This is a genomic window from Achromobacter sp. CF-sbj1-Ac2-l, from assembly GCF_052698165.1.
The window spans coordinates 3,047,371-3,060,039 of record NZ_CP199855.1 but is presented as its reverse complement, the minus strand read 5'-3'; the positions used below and the strand labels follow the sequence as shown (position 1 = coordinate 3,060,039).

Below are 12,669 nucleotides of genomic sequence, written 5' to 3'. Positions count from 1 at the left end.
TGCGGCCATCGCAATGATGAAATCCCCTCTTCGAGTTTCGTTACCGGTGCCGCCATGCTGACTGTCCCGACGCCCGTGGAATCCGACCTGGCGGCGCTGCCGCGCATCTGGGCCGTGGGCGTGGCGCGCATCGCCCGCACCTTCGCCCAGATCCTGCCCAGTTATGCCCAGCGCGGCGAATTCAAGCTAATCGAGGCCGGTTTCGACGCGGCCGCCAGCGTCATCAACGAGGCCGCGCGCCAGGGCCGCGTCGACGTGGTGGTGGCCGCCGGCCTGAACGGCAGCTATCTGCGGCGCCACGTCACGGTGCCGGTGGTGCAGGTCAAGATCAGCGGCTTCGAGGTCATGAACGCGCTGGCCACCGCACGCCGGATCTCGCCGCGCGTGGCCCTGCTGGGCCAGCACGCGCAGTATCCCGAGCTGCAGACCTTCATGCAGACCTTCGCCGTCGACATCCTGGTGCGCACTTACCGCGACCAGGACGACGCGCTGGCGCAGGCCAAGCAGCTCAAGGACGAAGGCATCGAGGTCCTGGTCGGTTCGGGCCTGATCGTCGACTACGCCGAGCGCATGGGACTGGCCGGCGTGCTGGTGTATTCGCTGGCCACGGTGGCCGCGTGCATCGAGGACGCCATCGAGATCACGCGCCTGCAACGCGTCGAGTCGGGCCGGCGCGACTACCTGAACGCCGTGCTGGCCAATCTCGACGAGGGCGTGGCCGCCGTCGACGCCGCCGGCCGCGTGCAGGCGCTCAATCCCGCCGTCGAACGCCTGCTGGGCATCACCGCCGCCGGCCTGGCCGGACGGCGGCTGGAGGAAATATCGCCGGCGCTGTCGCTGGACGAGGTGCTGCGCACAGGCAAGCGCGAAGCCGAATCGGTGCATCGGCTCGGCGGCAAGATGGTGGTGGTGAACCGCATTCCGCTGGCCAGCGGCGCCGGCCTGTCGGGCGCGGTGCTGACCTTGCAGGAAGCCGGCGCCATCCACCGCGCCGACCGCAGCCTGCGCACGCGGGCCCGCACCCCAGTGCGCACCGTGCGCTACACGCTGGACGACCTGCACGGCCAGTCCGCCCCGTTGGCAAAGGCCCGCATGCTCGGCCTGCGCTACGCCCGGGTCGATTCGACCGTGCTGATCGGCGGCGAAAGCGGCACCGGCAAGGAAGTCATGGCCCAGGGCATCCACCAGGCCAGCGCGCGCCATCATTTCCCCTTCATCGCGGTCAACTGCGCCTCGCTGCCCGAAACCCTGCTGGAAAGCGAGCTGTTCGGGTACGAGGACGGCGCCTTCAGCGGCGCGCGCCGCGGCGGCAAGCCCGGGCTGTTCGAGGCGGCCCACAACGGCACGCTGTTCCTGGACGAGATCGGCGACATGCCGCCGGCGTTGCAGATCCGCCTGCTCCGCGTGCTGCAGGAGCGGCAGGTGATGCCCGTGGGCGGCAGCGAACCGGTGCCCGTCAATGTGCGCATCATGGCTGCCACTCATCGCGACCTGGCGGCCATGGTGGCGGCCGGCGCGTTCCGCCAGGATCTCTTTTTCCGCCTGAACATCCTGCGCATCGACATGCCGACACTGCGCGAGCGCCGCGACGACATCTGGCTGCTGGCGCAGCACCTGTACCAGCGGGTGCGGCAGAACCTGGGCCTGGCCGGCGAGCCGCCGTTGCCCGAAGCCTTGCGCGACGCGTTGCTGGCGCACGACTGGCCCGGCAACATCCGCGAACTGGAGAACGTGCTGGAACGCCTGGCGGTGTTCCTGGCGGAAATGCCCGAGACACCGCTCGACCCGGAAGTGCGGCGCATCCTGGCCGACGTGGCGCCGGAACTGACGCGAGGCGCCGCCCACTCGGAGCCGGGCGACCTGGCCTCGCACGGCCGGCGCCAGCAGGCGGCGCATGTGCGCGAGGTGCTGACCCGCTGCGGCGGCGACCGGCGCAAGGCCTGCGAACAGTTGGGAATCAGCCCGACCACGCTGTGGCGGTGGTTGCGCACGGGCGCTTGACTCATTTCGACGACAGCTTGAGCCCTTCGGCGACCTTGCCCAGTGCGGCATACTCCCGCTCGATCTGCGCGCGGAAGGCGTCGCCCGTCACGATGGCGATCTGTTCGCCCGCATCCTCGACAAAACTGCGCGTCGCCGCGGATTGCGCCGCGGCGGTGAATGCCCGCTCCAGCGCCCGCACGCGCTCGGGCGGCGTATTCCTGGGCGCCAGAATGCCGCGCCACAGCAGCGTCTGTTCCTCGCCCAGGCCCAGTTCGTTCAGGCTGGTGGCTTGCGGCAGCGCCGCCACTTTGTCGGCCGAGGTCAATTGGAGGCATTTGACCTTGCCGCTCTTCACGTAGGGCAGCACCGGGGGAATGGATCCCACATACATGTCGATGTGCCCGCCCAGCAACGCCAGCAGGGTGTCGCCAGCCCCTTTGTAGGGAATGTCGCGTTGATGGATGTCCTGGCGGTCGAAGATCCGTTGCGCCGCCAACTGTCCCGGGCCGCCCGCGCCATCGGTGCCGAATGTATAGCGATTCGGCGCCTTGCGCAGCAACTGCATCAGTTGCTTGCCGTCGTCCGCGGCGAAGTCGTGCTGCACGCACATGACGTAGGGCGCGCTGGTCAACTGGGCAACGGCAATGTAGTCCTTGGGCGTGTAGGAAACCGGCGTGGTGTGCGGCGCCACCGTCACCGGCCCCAGCCAGACCCCGGCGATCGTGTTGCCGTCGGGCGCGGCGCGCACCATCTGCGTGACGCCGATGCTGCCGCCGGCGCCGCCCACGTTGACCACCACCACCGGCGCGCCCAGATGCGGTTCGGCGTCCTTGGCCAACATGCGGAAGAAGCCGTCGGTGCCGCCTCCCGCCGTGGTGGGAACGATCAGGCGGATCGGCTCGGCGGCAAGGGCGCCGCCCGCGATCAGCGAGCCAAGGGCCAGGGCAAACGCCCGGGCGGTGAAGGAAAAACGGGGCATGGCGGTCTCCTGAGGTGGCGCCGCCTGAAAGCCGGCGCCACGGGTCGTTGATTGTTATGGGAAAAATCAGCCTTCAAAATCGAACAGCAGCTTCGGGGTATCGCGCAGGATGATGTCGCGCGGGCCCGGGTCGGGCAGCCAATCGCCCAACCAGTCCAGGCAGCGCCCGTAGTCGACCTCGCTCTCGTGCGATACCCACGGCCAATCCGTGCCCCAGAGCAGGCGCTGCGCGCCGGCTTCGCGCAGCAGCAGGGCGCTCAACGCCGCCGCATCCTGGCCCGCCAGACGGTAGGGCGCGGACAGCTTGATCCAGGTCTGGCCTTGGGCAAGCGCTTCGCGCAACAGGCCCAGCGTCGGAAATCCCGGCGTCAGGCCGCCAAAATGGTCCAGGACCAGCCGCACGCCGCTGGCCAGGATCGGAGGGAGCACCGCGGCCAGATGCTCGCCTTCGACATAGACCTCGACGTGCATGCCGCGCTCGCGCAACCTTGGATAAAGGGCGCGGTAGGCGCGGCTGCCGCTGTCTGGCAGGGGCCGGCGGCGCAACCAGTTCAGGCGCACGCCGCGCACGCCATGGGCGTACAGCATGTCCAGCTCCGCGTCGCCGATCTCCGGCTCGACGAGGGCGGTGCCGCGCAGGCGGCCGCCCGCGACCTGCAATGACCGCAGCAACAGGCCGTTGTCGCTGCCGTAGAAGCTGGGCGCGGTCAGGACGCCATAGCAGATGCCGTGGGCGTCCAGGACTCGCAGGTACTCATCGACTTCGGCATTGTGCAAGGGCGCCGAATGGCGGCCGGCAACCAGAGGCAGATCCGTGCGCAGGACGTGGGCGTGGCAGTCCGCGGCGCCAGCGGGAAGATTGAGCGGGGGTGTCATGCACGGCATCCTATCAATAGGATTTACTTTCTTCTAATTAAAGTTCCTGGCGGTTATATATAAAATTTCCTGATGAGACGATTTTCCATTCCCCAGATGGAGGCCCTGCTGGCGATCGCCCGGCTGGGTTCCTTCCAGGCGGCCGCCGAGCACATGAATGTGACCCAGCCGACCATTTCCCTGCGCATCCGCGAACTGGAATCGGCGCTGGGCGTACGCTTGTTCGAGCGCGAGGGCAGGCGAGCAGTGCTGACAGCGGAAGGGGTGCTGGCGCGGCGCTACGCCGAGCAGGCGGTCGGCGTGCTCGATGAACTGGAAACCCGCCTGCGCACCGGCGACCCCTTACAGGGCCGGCTGCGGGTGGGCGCGTCGGAAACCATGGCGATGGCGTGCCTGCCGGCCATCGTCCGGCAACTCGAACAGCGCTATCCGCGCCTGCAGGTCGAACTGACCATCGCCAACAGCCTGGTGCTCAGCGAGCGCCTGAACACCAACCAGCTCGATATCGCCTTTCTCATCGACGCCGGCGTCAGCCATCATTTGCAGGTTGAACCGCTGGCCTGGGCCGAGGTGGCCTGGATCGGGCTGGACCCGCGCCCGCGGTTGCGGGCAGTGGACCTGGCCGCGCAGAAATTATTCGTGGTGCCGCCGCCGTCGCCGCTGCACCAGGTAGTGGCCGCCTGGTGCAGCCAGGAACGCACGCCATTGCCGGAATTCAGCACCTGCACAAGCGTGGCCATCATCGTCGGACTGATAACCGCCGGCGTCGGCATGAGTGCGCTGCCGGTCAGCGTGATGGCCGATGCGCTGGCCAGAGGCACCGTGGTGCGCTACGAACAGGAGCGGCCGTTCGCTCCGCTGCGATTGTGCGCGGCATATCCGCGGGTGGCCGACATGGCCGGGCTGGACGCCGTGGTTCGTATCGCAAGGCAGGAACTGGCGCAGGCGCCGTATTTTTCGGTGATCGAGGCTTGAAATCGGGAAAGGCGCGGCGGTTGGACGGGATGGGAATGCACGCCGCTGTGGGTCTCGTCGTAATACGCATAATGTATATTATGTAAAGTAAGATTATCTCCTCGGACCGCCGCTTTCAGGCCGCACGAACCAGCAACACCGGCGCCGAGGCGGCGCGCACCACGCCTTCCGCGCAACTGCCCAGCAAGGCGCGGTCGACACCGCGACGCCCGTGCGTGCCCATCACGATCAGGTCGGCCGGCCAGCTCCGTGCGATTTCCAGGATGCGCTCCCGCACCGGCAGGCCCAGATCGTCGTACAGCGCGGTCTGGACCACGGCGCCCGCGGCGCTGGCGCGCGCCGCTGCCCGCGCCAGCAACTGGGCGCCGTCCTGGCGCAGCTGGCTGATCAGTTCGCCGGTGTAATAGCCCGCATAGGGATTGAACGCCATTGAAATGGACAGATCGTCCAGGACGTGGATGACGCGCAGTTCGGAATGCGACAGCTTGGCGAGGCCGATGGCCTCGTCCAGCGCGCGATCCGACGCGTGGCTGCCGTCGATGGCCACGAGAATGCGCCGATGTTCGGCTGGCATGGCGGTCTCCCGGATCCTGGCGCCCGGCTAGTGCGAAAACAGCACCGGCACGGTCATCGCCGCCAGCAACGAACGCGTGGCGCCGCCCAGTATCCATTGGCGGGCGCGGCTATGCCCGTACGCGCCCATGACGATGAGATCGGCGCCGAAGTCGGCGGCGGCGTCCAGGATGGCGTCGCCGATGCCCGCTTCGCGCGCGTCGCGCGTCTCGGATTCCAAGGGCGGAAAGCCGTGGCTGGCGCAGTACGCCGCCAGATCCTCGTAAGCGGCCTGCCGCTCGGGATCTTCATCGGCGCCTTGCAGCGTCAGGACGCGCAGCGCGACGGCGCTGCGCAGCATGGGCGCGGCGTCGGCCAGCGCCCGCGCCGCCTCGCGGCCCCGGTTCCAGCAATACAGCGCCCGAATGCCGATGGTCTCGAACGTGCCTGCCGTCGGCAGGACGATGACGGGACGTCCGGCGGCAAGCAGGGTCTGCGGCACGAAATCGTCACCGGTCGCCGCTTCGATGTCATAGCCGTTTTCCTGGCTGACGATGACGACATCGGAATAGCGCGCGTGGCGCGCCAGGCAGTCGGCCGGCGTGTCGTCGCCCTGCCGCCAGGAGATCGCCACGCCGGCCTGCGCGGCAGCCTGACTGAACGCCTCCTGCGTGGCCGCGCGCCCTTTCGTATTGATTTCCTTGATGATTTCCATTGAGCGGGCCCACAGGCCGCCCTCGTCGTAGAAATAGCCAGGCTGCATGTGGCTGGCGAAGATGCCGGTGAGATGGGCGTCATGCGCCTTGGCCATCCGCAGGGCGATATCGATACGGCGTCTGCAATCGACGCCATTGTCCAGGTGCACGGCGATACGGCGGAACATGGCGGAGTCTCCAGGAGGATGCGGCGTTGTCCGGCCGGCGGGCGGCGAGCCCGCGGCGCGGGTCGGGATGTTCCGCCATCTTGCGCCGCCGACGGCGTGGGACGTTGACCTTTGTCAACCCCGCCAGCCGGCGAACCCGATCGGTTGCCGCCGCCGCAAGACTGGGAAGAATCGCGCCAGCTTGACCCGCGTCAATGGCCGGTGGACGCGCGGCGCGATGATGACAGTTGCCGCTCCCCTTCCCCGCCAGGAGGTTCCATGAAAAACGTGCTTATCCCGGTCGACGGATCCGCCAATTCGCTGCGCGCCGTGCGCTACATGATCGACCATGTCCGTGAACACGGCGCGTGCAACCTGCATCTGCTGAACGTACAGCCGCCTATCGTCTCCGGCGCGGTGCTGGCGTTCGTGTCCCATGACATGATCCAGCAATACTACGAGGACGAAGCCAGGACGGCGCTCGCCGATGCCAAGGCGGCGCTGGACAAGGCGGGCATCATGTATCAATCGAACCTGCGCGTGGGCAATGTCGCCGAGTCCATCCAGGCATACGCGGCCGAACACCAGTGCGACCACATCGTGATGGGCTCGCGCGGGCTGGGCGCCGCCGGCAGCCTGATGCTGGGCTCGGTGGCCCTGAAACTGCTGCATGCCGTGCACGTGCCGGTGGTCATGGTGAACTAGCGGCGAGCCCATCATGACCAGCGCGCAGCCCGCACCGCGCCAGGCAGGCGCCCTGCCCGCGCCGGGCCGTCCGGCCAGCCGGCGTCCGTCGCCGCGCGCCGTCATGGCCTGGCGCCTCGCGCTGGCCGCCCTGCTGCCGGCGGCCGGCGCGGCGGCGCAGCCTCTCCCGCCGGCCCCCGCCGCGCAAGTGGCCCGCGCCTTCGGCGAGCAGGTCACGCCGACGCTGACGCCGCCCGCCGACGAACAGGCGCGCTACGGAGAATTGGCGGCGCAGGCCCTGCGGGCGGCCGGCATCACGCCGCTCGGTCCGCAGTTCGTTATCGTGGTGGATCGGGATATCCAGGTGCAGGCGGCGTTGCTGTACTGGCTGGCGCAGCCGCCGCTGTTCCTGGGGGCTACGCCTGTGTCCACCGGCCGGGTCGGCCAGTTCGACCATTTCGAGACGCCCACGGGCGTTTTCAGCCACACGCTCGCCAACCCCGATTTCCGCGCCGAAGGCACCCGCAACGCCAACGGCATCCTCGGCTATGGGGCCAAGGGCATGCGGGTCTACGACTTCGGCTGGCAGACCGCCAACAAGGGATGGGGCGACCGCGCGCCCGCGACCATGCGCCTGCAGATGCACGCGACCGACCCGTATGTACTGGAACAGCGCCTGGGCACGGCCCAATCGAAAGGCTGCATCCGCATCCCGGCGACATTCAATCGCCTGATCGACCGGCTCGGGCTGCTGGATGCCGACTACGAGCTGGCCGCCGCGCTGGTGACGCCTCCCTGGGTGCTGCTGCGTGACCGCGCGCCGGTGACCGGCGCCGGCCGCTACCTGATCATCGTCGACAGCGGCCGTTCGACGCGTCCGGCATGGGCGGTACCCGCCGCGCCCGCCAAAGGAAAACCGCCATGACCTCCCTGCCCTCCCATGCCGAGGTGCAGCGCCTGCACGCCTACTCGCAGGCCAGCAATTACCTGTGCGCCGGGATGCTGGCCCGCGTGCCGCGCCTGCGCCACTGCGGCGCCGCCGTCCGCGAGTAGTGGCTGGCAAGGCGCAACCAGCAGGTGGCCCAGGCACGCGCCGAAGGCATCGACAGCGACGACATCCGCGACGGCAGATGGCCGACTTACGAGGCGCGGCGTGATTGATGCCGGTCAGGCCAGTTCAACCCTGTCGTTCTGTTCCATGACCCGGCAGCGCCAGCCCAGTTCGTCCTTGATCCGCAGGCGCAGCGCGTCGGCGGCGTCGGGTTCGCCGTGCACGATGAAGGTCTCGCGGGGCGGCTGCGTAAAGCCGCCCAACCAGCGCAGGATCTCGTCGGCGTCGGCGTGCGCCGACAGCATCGACAGGTTGTCGATTTCCGCGCGCACGGGAATGTAGCCGCCGTGGATCTTGACCGTCGCCGCGCCATCCAGCATGGCGGCGCCCCGGGTGCCCATGGCCTGGAAACCGGCGAACAGGACCGTGTTGCGCGGATCCGGCAGATAGTGCTTGAGATGGTGGATCACGCGGCCGCCGGTGGCCATGCCGCTTGCCGACACGATGATCTTCGGCATGGGCGAGGCATCGAGCGCCTTGGACTGCTCCACGTCGGTGACGCAGGTCGCCATGCCGAAGGCCGCGCGTGCGTCGGCCAGCGTCAGCCGCTGGTCGGCCAGGTGCCGCAGGTACACGTCCACCGCGCCGCTGGCCATCGGGCTGTCCAGGAATACCGGCAGGTCGTGCGGCAGGCGCCCCGCCTGCCTGAGCTGCCACAGGTAATACAGCAACGCTTGCGCCCGGCCCACGGCGAACGACGGAATCACCACCGTGCCGCCGCGCCTGACCGTGCGCAGGATGATGGCCTCCAGGGCGACCAGCACGCTTTCCTTGCTGTGGGCGCGGTTGCCGTAGGTGGATTCGAGCACCAGATAGTCGGCCTGCGGGATCGGCAGCGGCGCCGGCATGAGCGGATCGCCATGGCGTCCCAGGTCGCCGCTGAAGACCAGGCGGCCGCCCGGGTACTCGAGTTCGACGATGGAGGCCCCCAGGATATGGCCGGCGCGGTGCAGCCGCGCCCGACAGCCGCCGGGCAGTTCGATCGCGGTCTCGAACTCCTGGGGCCGCAGCGCCGCGATCGCGCGTTGCGCGTCCGCCACCGTATAGAGCGGCAGCGCGGGCTTGTGGCTGGATAGATTGTGCCGGTTCAGGTAATCGGCATCGGCTTCCTGCAGGTGGGCGCTGTCGAGCAGCAGCAGCCGGCACAGGTCGAGCGTGGCGTGGGAACAATGGACCGGCCCCTGAAAACCGTCTCGCACCAGGCGCGGCAGGTAGCCCGAATGGTCCAGGTGCGCATGCGACAGCACCACCGCGTCGATGTCGGCGGGCGGCACCTGGAACGGCGCCCAATTGCGCAGCCGCAAGGTCTTCACACCCTGGAACAGGCCGCAATCGAGCAGGATCCGCCGGCCGTCGATCTCCAGCAGGTGGCGCGAGCCGGTGACGGTGCCGGCGGCGCCCAGGAAACACAGCATCGGATGGTTCGACATGGTTCCTCCTTGCGGATGCGCTGCCAGCATCGCACGGCGCGCGCCCATGGGAAATGGCGCGCGGCGCGCGGCTTGACCTAGATCAAGACCGCGCCCGGCGGGCGGATCAAGATGAAGACAAGGCGCCCCGCCAGCCAGGGTACGCCCCTTTTCCCCTGGAGAACAGCATGCTCGCGAGCGAACTCATGACCCCGAATCCCTATTGCGTCAATGCCAGAACGCCCGTTTCCCAGATCATGCGCGCGATGGTCGAGCGGGAAATCAGCGCCGTCATGGTCGTCGGCGACGACGGCACCTTGATCGGCCTGATCAGCGAAGGCGACCTGGTGCGCCGGCAGGACAGCGCCCACCAGAAAAAACTCGACCACTGGCTGGCGCAACTGGCCGAAGGCGAACCCTTGAACCTGGAATTCCTGCACAGCCTGCAACTGGGCGAGCGCGCCGCCGCCAGCGTCATGAGCAGCCCGGTGATCACCGTCGACGAATCGGCGCCCCTGTCGCGGATCGCCGACCTGTTGCTCAAGCATGCCATCAAGCGCGTGCCGGTCACGCGCGACGGCAAGCTGGTGGGCGTGGTCAGCCGCCGCGATATCCTGCGCGCCCTGCTGGCCCAGGATGAGCGCGATTCTCCCGCCCGCAAGGAGGCATCATGACCCGCATCGGTATCGTGTTCTATTCGCGCAGCGGCACCGCGCGCGCGGTGGCCGAACGCCTGGCCGCCATGACCCAATGGCCGGTCCATGAGATCCGCGACCCACAGCCCCGGCTCGGCTTGCGCGGGGACCTGCGCTGCATCGTCGACGTGCTCTTCAAGCGCAGCCCGGCGTACCGCTACGACGGGCCGGCGCTCGACGCCTATGACCACGTGGTGCTGATCGCGCCGGTGTGGCTGCGATCGCTGGCCGCGCCTATGCGCGCATTCCTGCGCAATGCGCACCAGGGAATCCGGGCCTATTCAGTGATCTGCGTGATGTCCGGATATGGCGGCTTTCGCGCGGTCGACGACATGGCCAGCGCGATCGGCGCCAAGCCGCGCTCGATCCTGCTGCTCAAGCAGTTCGACGTGCTGGCCGGCGAGAGCGACGCGGCGCTGTGCCGTTTCAAGGCGCAGTTGCGGGCCTTCGGCGGCGCGGGTGATTGGGACGACCCGGTGCTGCCCGCCGTCGACTGAACGTCGGGAGAACAAAAGGGGGACGGCTCGCGCCCGCCCCTTCAGGCCCCGTGCATCGCGACTATGGCGCACGGCGGGGAACTGTGCTGCAATCAATCCAGACCCCCCGTCCGGTCCTGGAACGCGCATATCCCACCCGCCCATGGAGCCCCCGGCCAACGCGCCACCGCTTCTCGATATCATCCAGTCCGCCACGGAACCCATCATCACGGTCGACGCGCAACAGCGCATCGTGATGTTCAACCCGGCGGCGGAGCGCGTTTTCCTGCGCCAGGCCGACCAGGCCATCGGCGCCAGTCTCGACATCCTGATACCCGTCCGTTTTCGCGCCGTGCATGCCCGGCATGTCGAGCGCTTTCGCCATACCGGCATTTCCGAGCGCAAGATGGGGCTGGGCGCGCCGCTGTGGGGCCTGCGCGCCAACGGCGAGGAATTTCCCATGGAAGCCTCGATTTCGCAGACACAGGGCGAAGCCGGCGTGTTCCTGTCGATTTTCCTGCGCGACATCACCGAGCGGCAGCGGGTCGACCAGGCCCTGCTGGCCTCGCGCGACGAACTGACGCGGCTGTCCAATGCCCTGTTGCACGTACGCGAGCAGGAAAAAAAGCACATTGCGCGGGAATTGCACGATGACCTCGGCCAGAGCCTGACAGCGCTGACCATGGAACTGTCGCAACTGGCCGCGCGCCTGTCGCCGCACGACCAGGACCTGCATGACCGGGTCGAGGCCATGCGCCGCCTCATCAAACTGACTTTCACCTCGTTGCGGCGCATCGCCGCCGACCTGCGGCCAGTCATGCTCGATGACCTCGGGCTGGCCGCGGCGATCGAATGGCTGGTGTCGAATTTCGTGTCACGCTATGGCATCGCCACCGACGCGCATATCGACATCGGCGCCGGCGAACCCGCCAAGCAGGTGGCGACGACACTGTATCGCGTGGTCCAGGAGGCCCTGACCAATATCGCCCGGCACGCGCAGGCCAGCCAGGTGCAGGTGCGGTTGTCCTGCAGCGCCACCGAGTGCTGTCTGGTGGTGCAGGACAACGGCGTGGGCGCGACACCGGAAAGCCTGACGCGCAAGCTGTCCTTTTCGCTGGGCCTGCAGGGCATTCGCGAACGGGTGCGCCTGCTCAACGGCGACGTCAGCATCACGACGCGACGGCAAGGCGGTTTCCGCCTGAAGGCCACCCTGCCGTCCCAGCCGCCGCAGCCGCCTTGGGAGACGCCATGATCGCCGTCATGCTTGCGGATGACCATACCCTGGTGCGCGAGGGCCTGCGCCGCCTGCTGGAACCGACCGGCGACATCTCGGTGCAGGGCGAGGCCGGCAACGGCGCCGAAGCGCTGCGCTTGCTGGCCGAGCGGCCATGGGACCTGCTGGTGCTGGACCTGTCCATGCCGGGCCACGACGGCATCGACCTGATCCGCCTGATACGCCGCGACTACCCCGCCGTGCCGATCCTGGTATTGACGATGCACGGCGAACCGCAATACGCGGTCCAGGCCATCAAGGCCGGCGCGGCGGGCTATCTCACCAAGGACAGCGCCGCCACGGAGTTGGTGCAGGCCGTGCGCCGGGTTGCCGCCGGCGGCCGCTACCTGAGTCCGTCGGTGGCCGAGAGCGTTGCCTTCGAGCGGCATGCCGACGGCGCCCTGCAACCGCATCTGTCCCTGTCCGATCGGGAGTCGGCGGTGTTCCTCCACCTCGCCCGGGGCCTGAACAACGCCGATATCGGGCGGCTGCTTTTCCTGAGCGTCAAGACGGTCAGTACCTATAAAAGCCGGATCCTGGTGAAGATGCGCCTGCGCAACCAGGCCGACCTGGTCCGCTACGCGCTCAAGCACCGGTTGATCGATGACCAGGAAGGCCCCGCCGGCTGACCAGGTCGCACGACGGTGTAGGAATATTCCTACACCCGATCGGGGGCGATTCGTATGGGAACTGGCGGGTTGCGCCGATAGCGCCGTCCCCGGCCGCCGCGCATACTGCTTGCATGCGCGTGCCGGTCGCGCGCCCGCCTCGATTTCTGCCTGGATACCCCCCAC

At 68.3% G+C, this 12,669-nt stretch carries 14 protein-coding genes; 9 read left to right on the top strand and 5 right to left on the bottom strand.

The features are described 5' to 3' along the window. The first annotated feature begins 54 nt into the window (after nt 1-54). Nucleotides 55-2,001 carry a propionate catabolism operon regulatory protein PrpR gene (prpR, locus tag ACUDCK_RS14000; RefSeq protein WP_082401928.1) on the top strand — a complete coding sequence of 649 codons (1,947 nt, stop codon included), beginning with the start codon at nt 55-57 and terminating at the stop codon, nt 1,999-2,001. A gap of 1 nt (nt 2,002) precedes the next feature. Here the strand turns inward: prpR and ACUDCK_RS13995 are convergent, their stop codons facing one another. Further along, complete coding sequence (locus ACUDCK_RS13995) at nt 2,003-2,962, bottom strand: Bug family tripartite tricarboxylate transporter substrate binding protein (protein WP_175167801.1); 960 nt, start codon at nt 2,960-2,962, stop codon at nt 2,003-2,005. Nucleotides 2,963-3,028: 66 nt separating this feature from the next. Continuing rightward, nucleotides 3,029-3,838 carry an amidohydrolase family protein gene (locus ACUDCK_RS13990; protein WP_175167802.1) on the bottom strand — a complete coding sequence of 270 codons (810 nt, stop codon included), beginning with the start codon at nt 3,836-3,838 and terminating at the stop codon, nt 3,029-3,031. 72 nt (nt 3,839-3,910) lie between these two features. On the opposite strand from ACUDCK_RS13990, the gene ACUDCK_RS13985 reads away from it, so the two are divergent. Then, complete coding sequence (locus ACUDCK_RS13985; protein WP_081273488.1) at nt 3,911-4,813, top strand: LysR family transcriptional regulator; 903 nt, start codon at nt 3,911-3,913, stop codon at nt 4,811-4,813. A 115-nt stretch (nt 4,814-4,928) separates the two neighbouring features. Here ACUDCK_RS13985 and ACUDCK_RS13980 read toward each other — a convergent pair whose 3' ends face one another. Further along, complete coding sequence (locus tag ACUDCK_RS13980; protein ID WP_175167803.1) at nt 4,929-5,387, bottom strand: universal stress protein; 459 nt, start codon at nt 5,385-5,387, stop codon at nt 4,929-4,931. Nucleotides 5,388-5,414: 27 nt separating this feature from the next. After that, nucleotides 5,415-6,248 carry a universal stress protein gene (locus tag ACUDCK_RS13975; RefSeq protein ID WP_116793517.1) on the bottom strand — a complete coding sequence of 278 codons (834 nt, stop codon included), beginning with the start codon at nt 6,246-6,248 and terminating at the stop codon, nt 5,415-5,417. Between the two features lie 258 nt (nt 6,249-6,506). On the opposite strand from ACUDCK_RS13975, the gene ACUDCK_RS13970 reads away from it, so the two are divergent. From ACUDCK_RS13970 to ACUDCK_RS13960, 3 genes are read left to right on the top strand one after another with little or no spacing between them, the layout of a single operon-like run. Beyond that, the gene (locus ACUDCK_RS13970) at nt 6,507-6,932 is read left to right on the top strand and encodes a universal stress protein (protein WP_049073753.1); all 426 of its coding nucleotides are present in this window, start codon (nt 6,507-6,509) and stop codon (nt 6,930-6,932) included. A 13-nt stretch (nt 6,933-6,945) separates the two neighbouring features. Next, the gene (locus ACUDCK_RS13965; protein ID WP_244976926.1) at nt 6,946-7,836 is read left to right on the top strand and encodes a L,D-transpeptidase; all 891 of its coding nucleotides are present in this window, start codon (nt 6,946-6,948) and stop codon (nt 7,834-7,836) included. Next, on the top strand, nt 7,833-7,964 hold the full coding sequence (locus tag ACUDCK_RS13960) for a hypothetical protein (RefSeq protein ID WP_275887439.1): 132 nt from the start codon (nt 7,833-7,835) through the stop codon (nt 7,962-7,964). Before ACUDCK_RS13965 ends, ACUDCK_RS13960 begins: the two co-directional genes overlap by 4 nt. Nucleotides 7,965-8,078: 114 nt before the next feature. Here ACUDCK_RS13960 and ACUDCK_RS13955 read toward each other — a convergent pair whose 3' ends face one another. Continuing rightward, a complete protein-coding gene (locus ACUDCK_RS13955) occupies nt 8,079-9,452 on the bottom strand; it encodes an MBL fold metallo-hydrolase RNA specificity domain-containing protein (protein WP_175142307.1) in 1,374 nt (457 codons plus the stop codon). Nucleotides 9,453-9,619: 167 nt separating this feature from the next. Here ACUDCK_RS13955 and ACUDCK_RS13950 point away from each other — a divergent pair, with 167 nt between their 5' ends. The 4 genes from ACUDCK_RS13950 to ACUDCK_RS13935 all read left to right on the top strand — a co-directional run bounded on the left by ACUDCK_RS13950 (nt 9,620) and on the right by ACUDCK_RS13935 (nt 12,504). Continuing rightward, entirely contained in the window at nt 9,620-10,105 is a 486-nt protein-coding gene (locus tag ACUDCK_RS13950) for a CBS domain-containing protein (protein ID WP_049073744.1), read from the top strand. Beyond that, nucleotides 10,102-10,623 carry a flavodoxin family protein gene (locus ACUDCK_RS13945; protein WP_175167804.1) on the top strand — a complete coding sequence of 174 codons (522 nt, stop codon included), beginning with the start codon at nt 10,102-10,104 and terminating at the stop codon, nt 10,621-10,623. Before ACUDCK_RS13950 ends, ACUDCK_RS13945 begins: the two co-directional genes overlap by 4 nt. A gap of 142 nt (nt 10,624-10,765) precedes the next feature. Then, nucleotides 10,766-11,854, top strand: a complete 1,089-nt coding sequence (locus ACUDCK_RS13940) for a PAS domain-containing sensor histidine kinase (RefSeq protein ID WP_175167805.1) — start codon at nt 10,766-10,768, stop codon at nt 11,852-11,854. Beyond that, a complete protein-coding gene (locus ACUDCK_RS13935) occupies nt 11,851-12,504 on the top strand; it encodes a response regulator (protein WP_175167806.1) in 654 nt (217 codons plus the stop codon). The genes ACUDCK_RS13940 and ACUDCK_RS13935 overlap by 4 nt, the downstream gene beginning before the upstream one ends. Nucleotides 12,505-12,669: the final 165 nt, after the last annotated feature.

What these genes read in the sequence shown, in the direction of transcription:
- prpR (WP_082401928.1), top strand. Translation starts at nt 55, where the DNA reads ATGCTGACTGTCCCGACGCCCGTGGAATCCGACCTGGCGGCGCTGCCG.
- ACUDCK_RS13995 (WP_175167801.1), bottom strand. Translation starts at nt 2,962, where the DNA reads ATGCCCCGTTTTTCCTTCACCGCCCGGGCGTTTGCCCTGGCCCTTGGC.
- ACUDCK_RS13990 (WP_175167802.1), bottom strand. Translation starts at nt 3,838, where the DNA reads ATGACACCCCCGCTCAATCTTCCCGCTGGCGCCGCGGACTGCCACGCC.
- ACUDCK_RS13985 (WP_081273488.1), top strand. Translation starts at nt 3,911, where the DNA reads ATGAGACGATTTTCCATTCCCCAGATGGAGGCCCTGCTGGCGATCGCC.
- ACUDCK_RS13980 (WP_175167803.1), bottom strand. Translation starts at nt 5,387, where the DNA reads ATGCCAGCCGAACATCGGCGCATTCTCGTGGCCATCGACGGCAGCCAC.
- ACUDCK_RS13975 (WP_116793517.1), bottom strand. Translation starts at nt 6,248, where the DNA reads ATGTTCCGCCGTATCGCCGTGCACCTGGACAATGGCGTCGATTGCAGA.
- ACUDCK_RS13970 (WP_049073753.1), top strand. Translation starts at nt 6,507, where the DNA reads ATGAAAAACGTGCTTATCCCGGTCGACGGATCCGCCAATTCGCTGCGC.
- ACUDCK_RS13965 (WP_244976926.1), top strand. Translation starts at nt 6,946, where the DNA reads ATGACCAGCGCGCAGCCCGCACCGCGCCAGGCAGGCGCCCTGCCCGCG.
- ACUDCK_RS13960 (WP_275887439.1), top strand. Translation starts at nt 7,833, where the DNA reads ATGACCTCCCTGCCCTCCCATGCCGAGGTGCAGCGCCTGCACGCCTAC.
- ACUDCK_RS13955 (WP_175142307.1), bottom strand. Translation starts at nt 9,452, where the DNA reads ATGTCGAACCATCCGATGCTGTGTTTCCTGGGCGCCGCCGGCACCGTC.
- ACUDCK_RS13950 (WP_049073744.1), top strand. Translation starts at nt 9,620, where the DNA reads ATGCTCGCGAGCGAACTCATGACCCCGAATCCCTATTGCGTCAATGCC.
- ACUDCK_RS13945 (WP_175167804.1), top strand. Translation starts at nt 10,102, where the DNA reads ATGACCCGCATCGGTATCGTGTTCTATTCGCGCAGCGGCACCGCGCGC.
- ACUDCK_RS13940 (WP_175167805.1), top strand. Translation starts at nt 10,766, where the DNA reads ATGGAGCCCCCGGCCAACGCGCCACCGCTTCTCGATATCATCCAGTCC.
- ACUDCK_RS13935 (WP_175167806.1), top strand. Translation starts at nt 11,851, where the DNA reads ATGATCGCCGTCATGCTTGCGGATGACCATACCCTGGTGCGCGAGGGC.